Raw genomic sequence first — 17,839 nt, 5'->3', positions numbered from 1 at the left:
GCCTCAATCGAAACCGACTTCGTCGTCGGGTTCGAGCGGAGGTTCGTCCGGGAGCTCCGGAAAGTCCACATCGAGATAGGCGTCGAGCTTTGCACGCCATGCCTGGACGTCGAAGGGCGGCTTTGCCAACGGCTCCAAAATGATCTTGTCGCCGACTCTGCTGACACGCACCTCGGTGCCCGGCATCCGAAATTCCTTGGGAAGCCGAACGGCCTGACTGCGGCCATGCTTGAATAATTTCGCGGTGGCGGTCACGTCGCCTCCTTTGATATCTACTAACGATAGATATCAGACTTCGGGCCATTTTCCACCGGTAACATTTCGAGAGGGTCTCGCGTCATACCGCGCCGGCCGAATCTCGATTAAGCTGATCGCTCGGCGGCCTTCCAACAAAGCTAGCCTGCGGCGCCTTTCTTCACAGGATGAACACATGCCGCCCCGCGTTCTCATCTCGGATTCGCTTTCGGCCGCCGCCGCGCAGATTTTTCGGCTGCGCGGGCTCGACGTCGATTTCGAGCCGACGTTGGGCAAAGATAAAGACAAGCTCGCCGCCGCGATCGGCGACTATGACGGATTGGCCATCCGCTCGGCGACGAAGGTGACCGCCGAGATTTTCGAGCGGGCGAAGCGGCTCAAGGTCGTCGGCCGCGCCGGCATCGGCGTCGACAATGTCGATGTGCCCGCCGCCACCGCGCGCGGCGTCATCGTCATGAACACGCCCTTCGGCAATTCCATCACCACCGCCGAACATGCGATCGCGCTGATGTTCGCCTTGGCGCGCGAAATCCCCGCCGCCGACGCCTCGACCCAGGCCGGCAAATGGGAGAAGAACCGCTTCATGGGCGTCGAGATCACCGGCAAGACGCTTGGCGTCATCGGCTGCGGCAATGTCGGCGCCAATGTCGCCGAACGCGCGCTCGGCCTCAAGATGCGCGTCATCGCCTTCGACCCCTATCTCACCCAAGAACGCGCCGAGGAGCTTGGCGTCGAGAAGATCCAACTCGACGAGCTTCTGGCGCGCGCCGATTTCATCACGCTGCATACGCCGCTGACCACCCAGACGAAGAATATTCTCTCGGCGGAAAACATCGCCAAGACCTGCAAAGGCGTGCGGATTATCAATTGCGCGCGCGGCGGCCTCGTCGATGAGGAAGCGCTGCGCAAGGCGCTCGACGAAGGCCATGTCGCCGGCGCCGCCTTCGATGTCTTCGCGCAGGAGCCGGCGACCGACAATCCGCTGTTCGGCCATCCGCATGTCGTTTGCACGCCGCATCTCGGCGCGTCGACGAGCGAGGCGCAGGAAAAGGTGGCGCTGCAGATCGCCGAGCAGATGGCGGATTATCTGATGCGCGGCGCGATCGCCAACGCCGTGAACTTTCCCTCGATCAGCCCCGAAGAGGCGCCGAAGCTCAAACCCTTCGTCGAGCTTGCCGAAAAGCTCGGACTCTTTATCGGGCAGGTCGCGCGCGTCGGCGTCGACAGATTGTCGATCGTCTATGAAGGCGTCGTCGCTTTCCAGAAGACGCGCGCCATTACTTCCGCGGCTCTATCGGGATTGCTTCGGCCGATTCTCGAAGACGTCAATCCGGTGTCGGCGCCGATCCTCGCCAAGGAGCGCGGCTTGGCGATCGAGGAAATCACCCGCGAGGCGCAGGGCGATTATGAATCGCTCGTCACGCTCTGCGCGCATACGGCGCAGGGCGAAATCCGCGTTTCGGGCACTGTCTTCCATGACGGCAAGCCGCGCATCATCCGCATCGGCGAGATTGGCGTCGACGCCGAATTCGCGCCGTCGATGATCTATGTGACGAATGAGGATCGGCCGGGTTTTATCGGCAGATTTGCCGGCGCGCTGGGCGACGCCGAGGTCAACATCGCCACCTTTGCGCTGGGCCGTGACAGCCCCGGAGGCGAGGCCGTCGCGCTTGTCGCGATTGACGGCGGATTGCCTGCGACGGCGCTGGTCGGCCTGAAGAGCCTGCCCGGCGTCAAACAGGCGACCACTTTGAAATTCTGAGCATATTACTTCGGTTGCGCTCACGCTTACTGTTGTAACTCTGCCACAATCGCTGGAGAAACGGAGCCTCGCCGGACTTGTTCGCTTGCTTGCGCGAACATGCTGCGAGACTAATCATCGCCAGCGATCGCGCTGATTTTCTGAGTCGGCGCGGCGCGCGCCCACTCTCGAAAAAGGGATCATCATGCAGCGTCTTGCACTTGCATTGATTTGCGCGGTCGGCGCGATTTGCGGCGCTTCTTCTCAGGGATTTGCGCGCAGCCGAGCGCCGCATCAGCCTGCGCAGGCGCAGGCGCCGGCGCCGGCCTACGATCCCTTTTCAGCGCTTTTCGGCGGCGGCTTCGCGTCCCAGTCGAGCGACGGCCGGCCCCAGGCGGTCGCGGTTCCGCGCGAGGTCGTGGCTTTCAACGCCAGTTATGCGCCCGGCACGATCATCATCGCCACCAATGAGCGGCGCCTCTACTACACGCTCGGCAATGGCCAGGCGATCCGCTACGGCGTCGGCGTCGGCCGCCCCGGATTCGAATGGGCTGGCACGCGCTACATCGCCCATAAGCGCGAATGGCCGGACTGGACGCCGCCGGCGCAGATGCTGCGTCGCCGCCCCGATCTGCCAAGGCATATGGTTGGCGGATTGAGCAACCCGCTCGGCGCGCGCGCCATGTATCTTTCCGGCACGCTCTACCGCATTCATGGCTCGAATGAGCCCTGGACGATCGGTCAGGCCGTGTCGTCAGGCTGCATCCGCATGACCAATGACGACGTGGTCGACCTTTACAATCGGGTCAGGGTCGGCACCCGCGTGGTCGTGACGCGGTAAGTCTCCACAGCGTATTTTAAGCGGCCGGCGTGCGCGCCGGCCGTTTTATTTCGATTATCTTTCTCCGGGCCGATTGCGATCGAGCCCCTTCGCCGCGAGTTCTTCGAGATAGGCGGCGAATCGCTGCGGCGCCGTCTCTCCGAGCTCCCGCAGATAGCGCCATGTATAGATGCCGGTGCGATGCATGTCGTCGAAATCGAGCCGCACCGCGTAATTGCCGACCGGCGCGACCGCGATGATCGCGACATGGCGCTTGCCGCCGATGGTCTTGCGCTCTCGTTCGGAATGTCCCTGAACCTCGGCGCTCGGGCTTTGCGTGCGCAGCAATTCGGCGCTGAGCGCGAATTGCGCGCCATCGTCGAAGGCGACGTTCAGCATGCGCCCGCCTTCCAGGAGGCGGAGTTCAGTCGGCCAGGGCTCTTGCCACATGATGTGTCTCCGGCGCTTGCGCCAGCGGTTGGCGAATATTCCTAGCGCTTTCCGACGCGGGCCGCCAACGCCATCCTCAATGAGACTGAGCGCTCTGCATCCACCAAGTCTCCAAAGTGAAGCCGAAGGGATACATCGGAACGAGCGGCGTGCGCTCGGGATGGCGGATGGCGGCGCTATGCGCGCACCAGATGGCGTTTGTATGCTGGAGCGGCACGAAATAGAATCCCGAAAGCAAGATGCGATCGAGCGCGCGCGCCGCCCAAATGCTGTCCTCGCCGGTGCGCGACGCGATGAGAGTCGCGATCGCGGCGTCGATCGCCGGCGAAGCGGCGCCGGCGAGATTGACCGAATTTTCCTGCTTGAGACTTTCCGTGCCCCACCGATTCAACTGCTCCCGACCGGGAACCGCGGCGGGCAGCCATTGCCCGGTCATCATGTCATATTCGAAACGCAATCGCCGCCGCTCGTACTGGACTTCGTCATATAAGCGCGGATTGGCTTCGATTCCGATGCGCTTCAACGATGCGGCGAAGTTAAGCGCGAGCCGCTCTTCGTCGCGATTGCGAATCATGATCTCGAATGTCAGGGGAACGCCGTCCTTCTGAAGGCGTCCGCCGATGAGGACATAGCCGGCTTCGGCGAGAAGCTCTTGCGCGCGCTTCGCGACCGCGCGATCGCGCCCCGAACCGTCGTGCTGAACCGGTCTCCATACGCCTTCGAGAATGTCGTCGCGCACGACGCCCGGAAACTTCGCAAGAAAGGCGCGCTCGGCTTCGCTTGCCGGGCGCCCTGTCGACGCATAGTCAGACTCGCCGAAATAGCTTTCCGTTCGAACATAGAGTCCGCCGTAGAAATTGGCGTTGATCCATTCGAAGTCATACATCATGGCGATTGCTTCGCGCAGGTGCGCGTCGCGAAACATCGGCTTGCGCAGATTGAAGACGAAGCCTTCCATCCCCGCCGGCCGGCCGGGCCGCAGCGCTTCCTTCACGACGGCGCCGTCGCGAACGGCGGGGAAATCATAGCCGGTCGACCAACGCGCGGCGCTCGTCTCCTCGCGATAGTCGATCAGTCCCGCCTTCAGCGCCTCAAACAGCGCGCCGCCGTCGCGATAATAGTCCATGTCGACTTCATCGAAATTATAGAGCCCGCGTTGGCTGGGGATGTCGCGGCCCCAATAGTCGGGATCGCGGCGCAGCACGAGTCGCTCGCCGACTTTCGCTTCGGTAATCACATAAGGGCCTGAGCCAAGCGGGATCGTCACATCGACATCGTCGAAGCGCGCCACATCGACGGCATTCTTCGACAGAACCGGCATGGCGGCGAGAATGAGCGGCGTCTCGCGATCCTTCGCGCCGGTCAGGTCGAAGCGCACGGTGCGATCGTCGAGCGCAACGGCGGACTTGACCAAGGCAAAAGCCGCGCGCTGTCCTGGCCGGCCTTTCGACTTCAGCAGTTCGAAGGAAAACAGAACGTCCGAGACGAGGATCGGCGTCCTGTCGGCAAAGCGCGCGCGAGGGTCGATGTGAAATGTGACGTGTTCGCGCGCGTCGTCGATGTCGACGGACTGTGCGATCAGCGGATAAAGCGCATAGGGTTCGTCCTGCGATCGCGTCATCAGACTTTGCAGCACATTGCCGATGATGAGCTGCGGCGCGTCCCCGAATTTGGAATTGAACGGATTGAGACTTGTAAATCCTCCGGCTCGGCCGAGGCGCAGCGCGCCGCCTTTCGGCGCGTGGGGATAGGCGTAGGGAAAATGAGCGAAGTCCTTCGGCAGCGCGGGGTCGCCATAGAGAGCAAGACCATGCGTGGCGGGAGCGTTTGCAAGATTTTCCGCAAACGCCGAAACTGACGGCAAGTCCGTAACGGCAGGGAGGAACGCCGCCAAGGCAGCGGCGGCGATCATGCATCCGATTGCGTGGCCAGTGCGAAGCATTGCATCGCCTCCTTCGCAAATTTCGCGGACTGAAGCTGTCCGGCTTGGGCAATCTCCAATTCTAAGTACTGCTATTCATCGTCCCGCTTCGCGCGGCGCATGATTGGTTTGGAGCGGATGTCGCGGTTGCGAGCGTTTTCGAAGCTTGGCTGAACCACGTCGTCTGGCGGGCGCCGCTCCACAAACGGGGCGGCGCCCGCTCGCATCAGAACTTGAGTTTGACGCCTCCGCTGAAGCCGATCGGCTGGCCGGCGAGGATGCCCCAGCCTTGTTGCGTCACTAGGCCTCCGGTCGGCCAGACGATCGGCGTTTGAAACGGGGTGCGCGTGATGAGCGTATTGGCCAGCGAGGTAGCGCCGGACACATAAGTCCGATTGAAGACGTTCTGGACGTCGAAATAGAGCTCGATGTTCTTGATATAGAAGTTTGTCAGGTCGTGATTATAGTGCGCGTTGAGGTTGACCAGGCCGTAGCTCGGGATCGTGGTGTAATTGGCGTTGTCGATCGTATAGTCGCTCTTATAAATATATTCGACATAGGCGCCGAGACCGGCGAGATCGCCGTGCGGGTGATCATATCCATAGCGCAGCGTCAGCGTATGCGGCGGCACATTGGGAATTCTGTTGCCCGAGCGGTTATAGAGAGCAGAAGCGCCGCCGGCCAACGGAGTAAAAAACGGGGGACCGGTGTTAGGCGCCCCGAGATCGTCCCAATAATTGGTGAAGATCTGATTGTTGAACGTATAGGCCATGATCAATCGCCATCCCTCAAAGGGCCGCCAGTCGGCGTTGAGCTCGACGCCGCGGTGGAGAGAGGAAGGAATATTTTGCGAATAGCTGACGAGGATATTGCTCAACGTCAAAATTTCATTTCGATGCCATTCGTTGAACCCGGTTGCGCTGACAGTGAGATCGGGGCTCGGCGTCCAGTCGATTCCGAGATCGACGCCCATGTTGGTCTGGGCCTTCAGCGGATTTTGTCCGACGCCGTTTCGCGTATTGGTAAGAAACACGAATGTCGGCGTGCTGTAGGCGGTCGCATAGCGCGCTCTCACCTGCCACTCGGGACTATAGCGATAGGTAAGCGACGCTTCCGGCGCGGTGTTCCAATAATCATTGTCGACGGCGATCTGAGTTGGAAATCTGGGCGCCAGATTGGCGGTATAGTTGTAGGCGGTGTTGACGCCCCAGACCCGGTTCCAGTTGGCGCTAAAGCCGATAACTCCAGTCAGGCCCGGCGCGAGCGCAATTTCTTCGCGCGCACGCAAGCCAATGTTCGACACGTAGGAATCCATCTTGCCGATCTGTGCGCCGATCGCGCCGCTGTACCAAGTGTTCGCAATCTGATTAAAGGTCGGATTGGTGGTCTTGGCGTTGTTATAGAAGAACTGCAGGAAATGCGTCGCGGGAAATCCAAAAAGCGCCGCATGACTGGTAATGTCGGTCTGTGCGGTGATGCCTACCGTCGGACCCCTCAGAGCGACCGGGCCGCCCTGTCCGGCCGGGCCCAATATCGGCGGCGGCCAAGTGCCGTTGATGTAATCGAGATAGTCGTATGTGAATTGCGTCCGCCATGTGGCGCTGTTGTCAAAATCATGCTCGAACTGAACGCCGGCGATCTGTCTGAGAGAATTCGTGTGAGTGCCGAGCTGCCAGACGCTTTGGCGAATGAGCGGGGTAGATATGCCATTCGCCGGCACGTTCAGATTGTTGCACAATTGGGCGTTCCAAACGGTCGGGATGGCGCAGCCTTGTTGAAACGGATTGAGATTGAACACCGCTAAATTTTCTCGGTTGATGTACTCCGCTCTTAAATTGTTGGCGATATATTTCACGACGACCCGATCGTTAGGGGTCACATCCCATCTGCCGAGAAACTTGGCTTGTTTGCCTGAGAAAGAATTGCGGGCCCACCCGCTGCTATTGGCGTCGGAAGCAAAAAACGCCAGATCGAAGCCGCCGAGGACGCTGTCCTTTACCGCCTTGCCGACCCGAACGTAATTATTGACATAGCCGAAGCTGCCAAATTCCGAGCCTGTGTGGACGCCATCGATTTCGGCGCCGGTGAAGGAACGGAAATTGATCGCGCCGCCATAAGCGTAATTGCCGAAGAGCGCCGACGAAGGTCCGCGATAGACATCCAGGGCGGCGTAAGCGTGCGGATCGAGCAGGTCGGTGCGGGCATTGCCGTCGGCCGTCATGATCGGAAAGCCGTCTTCCCACAGCATGATGTTGCGGACGCCGAATGGGAACGCGGCGCCGAGCCGGTTGCCGGATCCGCGGATCGAGAGGAAGAGATCGCGCGCATTATTGCCCTGCTGTACGGAAACGCCGGGGCTGTATTCCAACACCTTCCGGACATCCGCCAGGGGCGTCGGCCTCAAGAATTTGGTGTTGACGATTGTCACCGTCTCGCCCGGCGGATCCCGATAGATCGGCAGCTTCGCGCGGGCGGCGGTAAAGCCTGGCGCATATCCCGCTTCGCCCGCCGTCGACTCTCTGACGGGTGGCGGCGCGACCGGCGCGCGCTGCGCCGCGCCGATGGTGATTTGTGGAAGCGCCTGTTGCGCATGCGCAACCGGCGCGGAGGACAAAGCGGCGAGCGCGCCGAACGCTGCGCCATGCATCAATTTTGATCGAGACCGCATCTTCTTATCTTTCCTATGGAGGGTTGAAACTCATTGAGCAGGCGCACGCGTTGATCCGCTTGCGGTCGACGCCTTTTTCCAGGGGTCGGCGAAGCGGGGAGAGGTCAGCAGGGAGTCGTCGGTGAGCGTTTTCAGGAAGGCGATCAGATCGCTCTTTTCCTGGGGCGTCAGTTCGATCGGGACGATCAGCGCGCTCTTGTTGGGATTGTAGCGGCCGTCGCCCTTCAATGGACCGCTGGCGACATTGCGGCCGCCGGCGGCGTAAATGTCGATCACCTCTTCGAGCGTCGCGACGCTGCCGTCATGCATATAGGGCGCGGTGACGGCGATGTTGCGCAGGCTCGGGGCGCGAAAGGCGCCCATCTCGGCGGGGTTGTGGGTATTTTCGAACACCCCGCGATTGGGCTCGGGATAGGCGCCCTTGCCGTCGAGATCGTAGAGGCCGGTGTTGTGAAACGGCGTTTCGATCTCGCGGGTTTTCGCGTGGTAGAACTGATCGTCGAAATTCACGCTGCCATGGCAGTGATGGCACTCAGCCTTCTCGCCAAAGAACAAATCCTTGCCGCGCGTCTCTTCGGGCGTGAGCGTCGACTGGCCGAGAAGATAGCGATCATATTTCGAGGACGTCGACACGATTCCGCGCTCGAACACGGAGATCGCCTTGATGATATTGCCGAAGTTGATCGGATCGGCGTCGCCCGGAAACGCCGCCGCGAAGTCGCGGCGGTAGTCCGCGTCGCCGGAAAAGCGCGCGAGTATCTCTTTTCGGTTGTTGTCGTTGACGCCCATTTCGATCGGCTCTTCGCCAAACAGCGGCCCTTCCATCTGCTTTTCCAGCGTGACCATCGCCGGATTCGCCCAGGTCAGCGTCGCGCGCCACGCGGCGTTGGCGACGCTTGGAGAATTACGCGGCGTATGCGCGCCGGTGGCGCCGACGCCGACCGGCCTTCCGTCGGTGAAGGCCAAGCGCTGCTCGTGGCAGGAGGCGCAGCTCTCCTTGCCGTTGCCCGAGAGGCGCGCGTCGTAGAAGAGCTTGCGCCCGAGTTGAAACCGCGCCTCCGACATCGCATTGTCGGCCGGAACGCGCGGCGGCGGCATGAACTCCGGTAAGGTCCAGGTCCAAGAGTCCGCGCTCTGGTTGGTTTCGCCTTGCGCGCCGCTTGCGATCAGACTCGCGGCGAATAGGAGAAGGAGAGTGTCACGTTTCATTTGCCGGCCTCCGAGCGGAAGATTTTCGTCGGCGCGCCGTCGGACTGGCCGGCGTCATTGGCGTCGGGCGCGGTTTCCTTGAGCCGCAAACCGAGATTCTCGAACATCGGCGTGCATTCGGGATCGGCCGGACCGCTCATGCAGCCGGTCGAGAATCCCTTGTCCTTGCCAAGGTCGATGCCGGCGAAGAGCGGCTTCAGATCGAGCACGACGCGCTGGCGCGCGGCGTCGAAGGACGCAAGTTTCACGGGAATGCGATTGGGATTGGCGCAGGAGGTGATTTCGCCTTTGACGGCGTCGCCGCGACAGCCGGTCGAACCCAGATGCAACATCCAGGTCGAGACGGTGATGGTGCCGTCCTCATTGACGCGCAGGGGCGCTGCCTTGGACGCGTCGGCCATCGCCGGCGCGCCGCCATCGGGCGCGGCGCCGGGGCCGCCTTGCGCGCCGGCCCCATTCGCTGCATCCGCCGGGCTTTTCGGCTTGAGCGGCGGGCGGGTCACGCCGCCCTCGGGATCGACTTCGATCTTGATGAATTTACGTCCTGCCTGCCAGTTCCAGCTCATCGACTGCAGATCGAGCGGCGCGGGCGCGGTGGCGAAATTCGAGTGATTGAGGACGACGTCCTTTCCGTCCTTATCCCGAACGAGACTCGGAACGCCGACGACGAAGCTCATTCCCTTATAACGGCCGCGCGGCGCCGAGCCTTTGATCGTGTCGTTGACGTCGGCGGTGCCGACGCATTTGCCGGTCTTGTTTTCGAAATCGAGCAAAGCGACGTTGGCGTATTGCCAATCATTCTGTTCGAGTTCGATCGGCACTTCGCGCCCGGCGGCGTCGATCAGCGCCGGCGCCGAAATATAGAATCGCGCGTCGCGGAGCTGGGCCGGCTGGCCGCCGGTTCCCAGTCCGGCGATGTCACGGCCGCATTCGACCGGCTGATCGCCCGCCGCCAATGCAAAGCGTATCGCGACCTTCTGTCTGTCGCTCGCGTCCGATTTATTGGCGGCATGCGCGACGCCGATCGCCGCTAGACCGCCGATGGCGATGGCAAATCGGATGAATGCGCTCATGATTCCTCTCCTGTTGGCGATGAGTATGCAAACGTGTCTTGGCGCGCGCGCGCAGGCGGCGACGCTCGGCGGCGCGTCAGAACGCGCGCGCGAAGATCAGACTCGATGGAGAAGGGGCGAGCGGGGTCAAGGACCCGGTAGCCGACGCTTAATGCGCTTCCTTAGGAAAGAAGCGACGGCGGCGCGCGCGAGAGCCTATTGCTTGGCCACTGCGTGGTTGGCGGCGGGAGTTCGCTCGGCTCAACCCAGAATGAAGGTTCGTCCGACTGCGGCGACAGCACGAGAACCACGGCGGTCAATAAAACTTTTGAACCGGCGTCGCCGCTTTGCTCATTCAGAAAACAGGCGAGGCAGTGCATGTGCTGGACATGCGAAGATTTGCCGCCGCCGCCCTTTTCCGTGCAGAGCTCGGTCGATAACGCCACCGGAGAGCTGATGAACGCGCCGACATCGGCGCTGTGACGCGCCTGAGAATAAACAAGCGCCAAAGCTTGTTGGAACAGCAGACAAACAACGACGCCCGCCACAAAGGGACGTACAAAGCGTCGTATGATTTGCCTATATTGCCGCATGGCGAATTCTGATTATAGAGCCATCAGTTTGTCAATCGAGATTGGCTTCGGACGCATTCAATAATTGGACTTGTTGCGCTTGCGCCACACTTCGACTTGACCGATCGCGCGACGTCGACGCTTGGTCTGAGCGGTCGGCTCGCGATCGACGATGCGGCGCCAAGCGGCGCACTTTCCGGAGAATGCGGCGCGCGCTTGTCAATCATCAAGCCATGTGCGCAGCGCATAAGGCGTTTGCGTATTGCCGCCCGCACGTTTCACGCCTATGATCTGCAAACCGTAAGCAATGGTTGGCGGCATCCATGCTCTTTCGGCTGATTCTTTTATGGGCGATAGCACTGCAAGCGGCGGTCGTTTCGACCGGCGCCTCGCACGCCTATTTTCAACATGCGACCTTTACCGCTCCGGTCTGCAAGGGCGACGCAATTCCGGCGACGCCTTATTCGCCGATCGAGCACAATGGCTCATGCGCCAACTGCATCGCGTGCTGCGACTCTCACGCGCCCGCCTTATCCGTCATTGAGCCGGATGCGCGGCTCATCCGTTCGACAAGCCAAACCGTCATTTTTTCTCCGGTAACGATTCTCGCGCCCCCGAAACATTCGGAAACGCCGCCAGCGCGCGCGCCTCCTGCCTAAGTCGAAGCGACGCGCTTCGGCGGCGATCCGCCGCAGACCAACAAAACCACGTATCGCCGAGGTCCTCGAGGCCGTTTCGGAACGATGCGTGTTCATTCGCGGCGCGCTGGCAGGGGATGCGCTGATGCATAAATCTCATGAGACGATCGACCGACTGTATCGAAGCCATCACCGCGATCTGATCACGCGGGCGCGCCGCGTGATCGGTGCGGACGACGCTGAAGACATGGTCCAGGAAGCCTATCTCAAAATGCTCGAAGGCGACCGTGCCGAACGCGTCGCCAATGCGCGCGGCTATGTGTCGAAAATCACATGCGCGCTCGCCATCGACGCGCTTCGACGGCAAAAGACGCATGCCCGGGCCGTCGCCGGAGACGGCGCATGGTTTCAGTCCGTCGCCGAAGATACTCGGGCGGCCTCGGCGCTCGACGCGTTGGGACTGGCGACGGACGTTCAGGCGGCCCTCGCGCGGCTGCCGCGTTGCTGCCGACGGATTTTCCTCATGAACCGAGTGCTGGGCTTGAGCCATTCGGAGATCGCGCAGGAAATCGGCGTTTCCTTGAGAACGGTCAATCGAAAGCTCGGACAGGCGCTCGAACATTTCGATCGCGCTTTCGATATTTCGCGCTCCAACGGTTCCGCCGGCGCGCAGCTCGTCAAGACAACGGTCGCGCCACGCGCGCGCTCGGCCGCGCGCTCCGCCGCAAGGGATATGACAGAGATCAAATTCCCGACGGCTCGAAAAAATTCTCGTCCGAGGCTGTCCGATTTTTGCGAGGCCGCTCGTCATACCATTCGGGTCCCGCGTTCCGCGGAGCCCGTCTGGACTTTTCAGACGACATCAAACCAGGAGGCCGCTATGACCATCCGTATCGCCAAGCGCATTACTCTTAACGTTATTGGCCGCGCCAGCGCCCGCTGCGCGTCGACCTGCTCCGCTGTCAACGGCTAAGGACCGATCGGCTTGCGCCGCGGGTCCCCGGCCGGCGGCGCAAGCGACCTTCGGCGCGTTAAGACGAAAGCGAAAATAAATGCGGCTTGGCTTCAATTTCACGCTCGGCGATACCTATGACATGGTGCAAAGGCTTATCGCCGAAGGCCACATCGATTACTGCGAGTTTCTCATCGACAATTTTTTCTGCGTCGATCCCGACGAATTGGCGAAAGCGTTCGATTGCCCGATCGGCTTGCACATTATGTATTCGAAATTTCTCGAGGCCGATCGGCCGACGCTGGTCGACTTCGCCGCCCGGCTTCGAGATTACATTGAGGCGCTGAATCCGATTTACGTCTCCGACCACATTCTGCATTTTTCACATGAAGGACGCGCCTTCTTCCATTTGGGCGAAATCGATTATTTCGCGGAATATGAATTTGTGCGCGACCGAGTCGTCGAATGGCAGGAGATCGTCGGTCAACGCATTCATTTCGAGAATTATCCTTCCATCATGGACGGCGGGGCGGAGGCGCCCGCCTTCTTCGAGCGTCTCATGAAGGATACAGGCGCGGGCGTGTTGTTCGACGCGTCCAATGCGGTCTGCTCCAATCGCAATTGCGGAACGCCGTTCGAGGCCTGGCGCAACGTCATCGCCGCAGCCGATCATTTCCACGTCGCCGGCTACAGGCAGTCCTTGATCGAGCCCTTCATCTCGCTCGACACCCACGCCGAGGCGCTGGCGCCGGACACGCTCGCCTTCCTTCGCAATTTCCGCTCGGTCTTCGATAAGCCCGGCGCGACCATGACCTATGAGCGCGACGACCAGATCGACTATGACGACATCGTCGTTGATCTGACAGTGTTACGAAACCTGTTCGGCCAACCGCAAGAAAGGCGTCACGACCTTGCTGTCTCTGCCTAGTCGAACCGATCGCGATCTCTACCCCGCGTTGATGTCGCCGGAGCTGAACGCAAAATATCCGATGGACCACAAGGCCTTCGTGCGGATCGACGTGAGCCTGCGCATCTATTGGCACACGCTGTTCGACATTTGCCCGGAGCTGCTGGAGCTTTCCGGTCCCGACGGCATGTCGATCTTTCGCCCCTTCATGGCCTGGGCGGAAGAGAAGAAGCTCGCCTTCGACTGGTCCTATTATCTGTGGGTCTATGTTTGGCTGCGGCAATCGCCGTTTAAGGAGCGTCTGCTCGCGGACGGCAAATATCTGCGTTCGATCATGGCGGCGTCCGCCGCGCGTTGGGCGATTCTCGATCGCGGCAGAGATCGTGGAATCGTCATCGGTTGCGCGGATACGACCGATCTCGTCATCGGCTGGAAATGCCGCAGCGTGCGCCTTGGTCGAGAGATCGAGCTGATTGAACCCGAGCAGCCGTTGCCGGCGCCTTCGGAAATATTCGGTTACTTCGCCCTGCCGACCTTTGATCTCGATATATTTCCGGGGTGGCAAGGTCTCGCGCGATGACTGGCGCGCCGCTGTGGCGCGGATACGGCTTCCTGTTCGCCAGCACGTCCGCCGCCGCCTTCATCATGCAGATCGATCTCGCGATGGTTGCGAGACTGGGCGGTCGCGCATCGGGCGCTTATGCGATTTTGATGCGCATTACGCTGCTCGACGTCGCAGTCACCATCGCTTGCGCCGCCGTCTCCGCCATCGCGCTGGGCCATGCGCAAAAGAATGGCGAGGCGGCCGACGCGATCGAAAAGACCAGCGCGCTCGCCCTCGCGCTGGGCGCCGCGACGGCAGTTTTTGGCTTTTTCGCCTATCCGTTCCTGCTCGGCGCGCTGATGGGCGACGCCGCGGCCGCTCCCTTTACAGGCGCGCCGATCCTTTGGCTCGTCGCCGGCGCGCCTTTTCGCGTCGTGTCGAATACGCAAGGATTCTTGTTGCACGCGCTCGGACGCGGCGGCTCGGTGCTCGCCTGGAAGCTCGCGGAAATTCCGACGAAGGCGGCGGCCAATGTTTTGTTCATGGAGTCGCTTGGATTGGGTTTCGCCGGCTGCTTTCTCGCTGGCTGCGTCATTGCGGCGGCCTCGTCGCTGTGGCTGTGGAGCCGGCTGCAAACACATGGCGCGCGCAAAATTCGCATCCCGGAAATCGCCTTCATACGCTCATTTCTGAGCGGAACCTTCTGGGAAGCCCTGCGGGTGCTCTCGCCGCAAGCGGCGATGCTCTTCACATTGACGCTGTTTTCGCTCCCCTGGCCAAACGGCGCCAATGGTCAGCGCCTCGATTCATTTGCCGCCGCCCAAACCTTCATGCTGTTCATCCTTGGTCCGCTGATCACGCTTACGCGTTTTCTCGCCATCCACCTTCCGACGAAAGCTCACGGCGACTGGACAAGAGCGCTCGCGCCGGTGGTTCGCGTCGGCGCGCCAACCGTGCTGACGGCGGCGATCATGCTGCTGCTCGGTCGCGACTGGATCGGCGCTACTCTCTACCGCCAGCATGGAGTCTGGTGGTCGGTCTTCGTCGCCTGCCTGGCGCTGTCGCTGCCCATCCGATTCGTCGGCAGCGTCGTCAGAGGCTTGACGCTGGCGCGCAGCTCCTTCGCCGAACTGACCTCGGTCGACGTGCTGTCGCAATGGCTCATTGCGCCGCTGTTCATTCTTTCTGGACTATCCGTCAACCGTCCGGAGATCGCCTATCAATCTCTGATCTGGCCGGAAGTCTTCGCCATTTTCCTGATCTGGCCGGGCCTTCGATTGGCGCCCAAGGAGCCCGCTAGTCTCCCCTTGTCCTCGAAAGGACACGTCCAATGAGCCTGGAGCGAGTCCCTGTTCTCATTGTCGGCGCCGGCTATGCCGGCCTGTCGGCGGCGACGCTGCTCGCTTGGCGCGGCGTTCCCTGTCTTCTCGTCGAGAAACGCGCGTCGCCGTCGCGGCTGCCGAAAGCGCATGGGCTGAACCGGCGCAGCATGGAGGTTCTGCGGGTGGTCGAGGGCTTGGAGGATGCGTTGTTCGCGGCAAGCCGCACCGGCGCCAATGACTCAACGCTTATCATCGCGGAAACCGTGGTCAGTCCGCCTATCGAGACGCTCGTCACCAAGAATTCGCTCGATGCGACGCGCGTGTCGCCGAGCAAGTTATGCACCGCTGGCCAGGACCGGGTCGAGCCGGCGCTGCTGCGCTTCGCGCGCGAGCACGGCGCCGACATCAGGTTTTCGACAGCGTTGGCGCGCTTTGCGCAGCTGGACGAGAGCGTCGAAGCGATCATCCGCGACGAAGCCTCTGGAGAGGAGATCACGGTTCTCGCGGACTATATGATCGCCGCCGACGGCGCCGGCGGAACGATCCGCGACGCCGGCGGCGTGAAGATGGAAGGCCCAGGCTTCCTTGCGGATACGATCTCGGTGCTGTTCGAGGCCGATCTCGGCGCGATCCTGCCAAGCGAGGGATTCGCGCTTTATTATTTGCGCAACGCGGCGTTCAGCGGCGCCTTCGTCACCTGCGACGAACCCAACCACGGCCAGATCAACATCGAATATGATTCTTCCCGCGATCAGGCGTCGGATTTCGACGAAATACGATGCCGGGAACTGGTTCGACAATCGCTTGGCGTCTGCGACCTTGCGGTGAAGATTCTCGATATTCGTCCCTGGCGGATGGCCGCTCTTCTTGCTGATCGCATGGCCTTCGGCCGGGTGTTTCTTGCGGGCGATTGCGCGCATATCACGCCGCCGGTGGGCGGGCTCGGCGGACAGACGGCGATCCAGGACGCGGCCGACCTGGCGTGGAAGCTCGCGCTTGTCGTCAAGGGCCAGGCCGCGGCTGCGCTGCTCGATTCCTATGAGATCGAACGCAGGCCTGTGGCGCGGATCGCGATCGCGCGAGCCATCGCCAATTACGTCGAGCGACTTCTGCCCGACCGCCAGGACTTGCGCATTCGGGACGACGAATACGGACTTCTCGAAACCGCGATGGGCTACCGATATCGCTCCAATGCGATCGTCGCCGACGACGCCGACGATTGCGCGATGGTCGAGGATCCTCTTCGTCCGACCGGCGCGCCTGGAACGCGTCTCGCGCATGTCTGGCTGCGCCGCGGCGAGGCGACGATCTCCTCTCATGATCTGATCGGACGCGACTTCATGCTGTTCGTCGGCCCGGACGGCGGCGACTGGATCGATGCGGCGGCGCGCGTCGGCCTTCGTTCGGGCGTCCCGCTTGGCGTCTGCCGCCTGGGCTTCGACGTCGACGATCCGGAAGGGCTTTTTCTGCCGCGTCTCGGCGTTTCGCCGGAAGGCGCGCTGCTCGTGCGCCCCGACGGATTCATTTGCTGGCGTTCGCGAGGCGCAAGCCCCGATGCGCTCGCGACGCTGCAAGCGAGTTTCGCGCGCGCCAGAGGCGAAAAGATCGCCGAGGACTCGGCGTGTCGCGCGGCGGCTTTCGCGGGAGCGTCGGCATGAAGCCGGTGGCTGCTGGGGGCGTCCGCCCGATTGGAGCTTGACGCATGAACGTTCTCGCGCCCGACATGCCGGTGAACGGCGCATCCAACCATCTCGCCGTCGATCCGAAGCGACTCGAGACGCTTCACCGTCCCTATCAGGACTTTCGGCGGCGAACCAACGCCGCCGGAGCATGGCGAAATCTGCCCTTGGAGGTCGCGCACCAATTCAGACGCTATTACTTTTTCAATCCGCCGAAATGGCGGGTGAGGGCGCGGATGCTGAACTCGGCTCAACGCATGGAGCCGTCTTTTGCGTCGATCGGCGCGGTGCGCTCAGGCACGTCGTTCCTTTCCTCTTATATTCTTCAGCATCCGCACGTCGTCTTGCCCTTGTCGAAGGAAATCTCTTTTACGGACACGATGCGCGAACTGATGGCGCATTTTCCCACGCTCGCCGCGCAACGGGCGGCGGAGCAGCGATTCGGCGGCGCCGTCACCGGCTATTGCACGCCGGTGATGCCTAATCCGCTTTGGATATTCCTGGCGAAGTCGATGTTTCCCAATATCCGCATCGTCTGCGTTCTGCGCGATCCGATCGAGCGCGCCTTTTCACACTGGCGGTGGGATTGGACGCGCTTCATGAGCCGCAGGGGGAAAGATCCGCATTGGAAGGGCTTTCCTGATTTCGAAACCTTCCTTGCGGCCGAAAAAGCGACGATACGCGGCGGCGGGATGGAGCCGCACGCCTTCTCCGGCGCGCGCGCCGGCTATTTGCGTCACAGCATCTACACCCCCTTCATGCGTCTGCTCTTCGAGCAATTCGGCAGGGACCGCGTTTTCATCGTCGATGCGGCGGAATTTTTCTCAGACCCGCAGTCGACAGCGAAGCGGATTTACGCCTTCCTCGGCCTGCCTCAGGTCGAGCCGCTGCTTATCGAAGAGCGCAATCGCGGCCCTTCCGGCGCGCTCGACGACGGCGCCCGGGAGGAATTGGCCGCGTTTTTCCGGCCCTATAATGAAGAACTCTACGCCCTCCTCGACAAGGATTTCGGCTGGGGCGCCTGATCGAGAGGCGCCCGGCGGACCCCGATCATGATCCGGGGCCGGCGGCGGGGCGGCGCGCGGGCTTCACGCGCCGGCGTTCCGGCA

14 protein-coding genes are annotated in these 17,839 nt (G+C 61.8%); 8 read left to right on the top strand and 6 right to left on the bottom strand.

The window, feature by feature from the left end; all coding sequences use genetic code 11:
• Positions 1-3: 3 nt before the first annotated feature.
• The gene (locus U1E20_RS10260) at positions 4-255 is read right to left on the bottom strand and encodes an antitoxin (RefSeq protein ID WP_409980510.1); all 252 of its coding nucleotides are present in this window, start codon (positions 253-255) and stop codon (positions 4-6) included.
• Between the two features lie 175 nt (positions 256-430).
• Between U1E20_RS10260 and serA the strand changes: the two genes are divergently transcribed.
• Positions 431-2,017, top strand: coding sequence for a phosphoglycerate dehydrogenase (serA, locus tag U1E20_RS10255; protein WP_409980509.1), 1,587 nt, complete (start codon positions 431-433; stop codon positions 2,015-2,017).
• A 184-nt stretch (positions 2,018-2,201) separates the two neighbouring features.
• Positions 2,202-2,837, top strand: coding sequence for a L,D-transpeptidase (locus tag U1E20_RS10250; protein ID WP_409980508.1), 636 nt, complete (start codon positions 2,202-2,204; stop codon positions 2,835-2,837).
• A gap of 54 nt (positions 2,838-2,891) precedes the next feature.
• Here the strand turns inward: U1E20_RS10250 and U1E20_RS10245 are convergent, their stop codons facing one another.
• From U1E20_RS10245 to U1E20_RS10225, 5 genes are all read right to left on the bottom strand, one after another.
• Entirely contained in the window at positions 2,892-3,266 is a 375-nt protein-coding gene (locus U1E20_RS10245) for a gamma-butyrobetaine hydroxylase-like domain-containing protein (protein WP_409980507.1), read from the bottom strand.
• A gap of 76 nt (positions 3,267-3,342) precedes the next feature.
• Entirely contained in the window at positions 3,343-5,208 is a 1,866-nt protein-coding gene (locus tag U1E20_RS10240; RefSeq protein ID WP_409980506.1) for an extracellular solute-binding protein, read from the bottom strand.
• 205 nt (positions 5,209-5,413) lie between these two features.
• Entirely contained in the window at positions 5,414-7,855 is a 2,442-nt protein-coding gene (locus tag U1E20_RS10235; RefSeq protein ID WP_409980505.1) for a TonB-dependent receptor family protein, read from the bottom strand.
• A 30-nt stretch (positions 7,856-7,885) separates the two neighbouring features.
• On the bottom strand, positions 7,886-9,064 hold the full coding sequence (locus tag U1E20_RS10230) for an MbnH family di-heme enzyme (RefSeq protein ID WP_409980504.1): 1,179 nt from the start codon (positions 9,062-9,064) through the stop codon (positions 7,886-7,888).
• The gene (locus U1E20_RS10225; RefSeq protein ID WP_409980503.1) at positions 9,061-10,137 is read right to left on the bottom strand and encodes an MbnP family copper-binding protein; all 1,077 of its coding nucleotides are present in this window, start codon (positions 10,135-10,137) and stop codon (positions 9,061-9,063) included. The genes U1E20_RS10230 and U1E20_RS10225 overlap by 4 nt, the downstream gene beginning before the upstream one ends.
• 1,334 nt (positions 10,138-11,471) lie before the next feature.
• On the opposite strand from U1E20_RS10225, the gene U1E20_RS10220 reads away from it, so the two are divergent.
• The 6 genes from U1E20_RS10220 to U1E20_RS10195 all read left to right on the top strand — a co-directional run bounded on the left by U1E20_RS10220 (position 11,472) and on the right by U1E20_RS10195 (position 17,755).
• A complete protein-coding gene (locus tag U1E20_RS10220; RefSeq protein ID WP_409980502.1) occupies positions 11,472-12,299 on the top strand; it encodes a methanobactin precursor domain-containing sigma factor in 828 nt (275 codons plus the stop codon).
• A gap of 79 nt (positions 12,300-12,378) precedes the next feature.
• Positions 12,379-13,206: a methanobactin biosynthesis protein MbnB gene (gene mbnB, locus U1E20_RS10215; protein ID WP_409980501.1), complete on the top strand. Its 828-nt coding sequence runs from the start codon at positions 12,379-12,381 to the stop codon at positions 13,204-13,206.
• Complete coding sequence (gene mbnC, locus U1E20_RS10210; RefSeq protein ID WP_409980500.1) at positions 13,190-13,765, top strand: methanobactin biosynthesis protein MbnC; 576 nt, start codon at positions 13,190-13,192, stop codon at positions 13,763-13,765. The genes mbnB and mbnC overlap by 17 nt, the downstream gene beginning before the upstream one ends.
• A complete protein-coding gene (gene mbnM / locus U1E20_RS10205) occupies positions 13,762-15,063 on the top strand; it encodes a methanobactin export MATE transporter MbnM (RefSeq protein ID WP_409980499.1) in 1,302 nt (433 codons plus the stop codon). Before mbnC ends, mbnM begins: the two co-directional genes overlap by 4 nt.
• Entirely contained in the window at positions 15,060-16,709 is a 1,650-nt protein-coding gene (gene mbnF / locus U1E20_RS10200; protein ID WP_409980498.1) for a methanobactin biosynthesis FAD monooxygenase MbnF, read from the top strand. The genes mbnM and mbnF overlap by 4 nt, the downstream gene beginning before the upstream one ends.
• Before the next feature lie 44 nt (positions 16,710-16,753).
• Positions 16,754-17,755 carry a sulfotransferase family protein gene (locus U1E20_RS10195; protein WP_409980497.1) on the top strand — a complete coding sequence of 334 codons (1,002 nt, stop codon included), beginning with the start codon at positions 16,754-16,756 and terminating at the stop codon, positions 17,753-17,755.
• Positions 17,756-17,839: the final 84 nt, after the last annotated feature.

The sequence above is a fragment of the Methylocystis sp. genome, assembly GCF_046349115.1.
Lineage (GTDB): Bacteria > Pseudomonadota > Alphaproteobacteria > Rhizobiales > Beijerinckiaceae > Methylocystis.
Note: the sequence above shows the minus strand (reverse complement) of the source record. Positions and strands in the feature narration are given on the sequence as shown.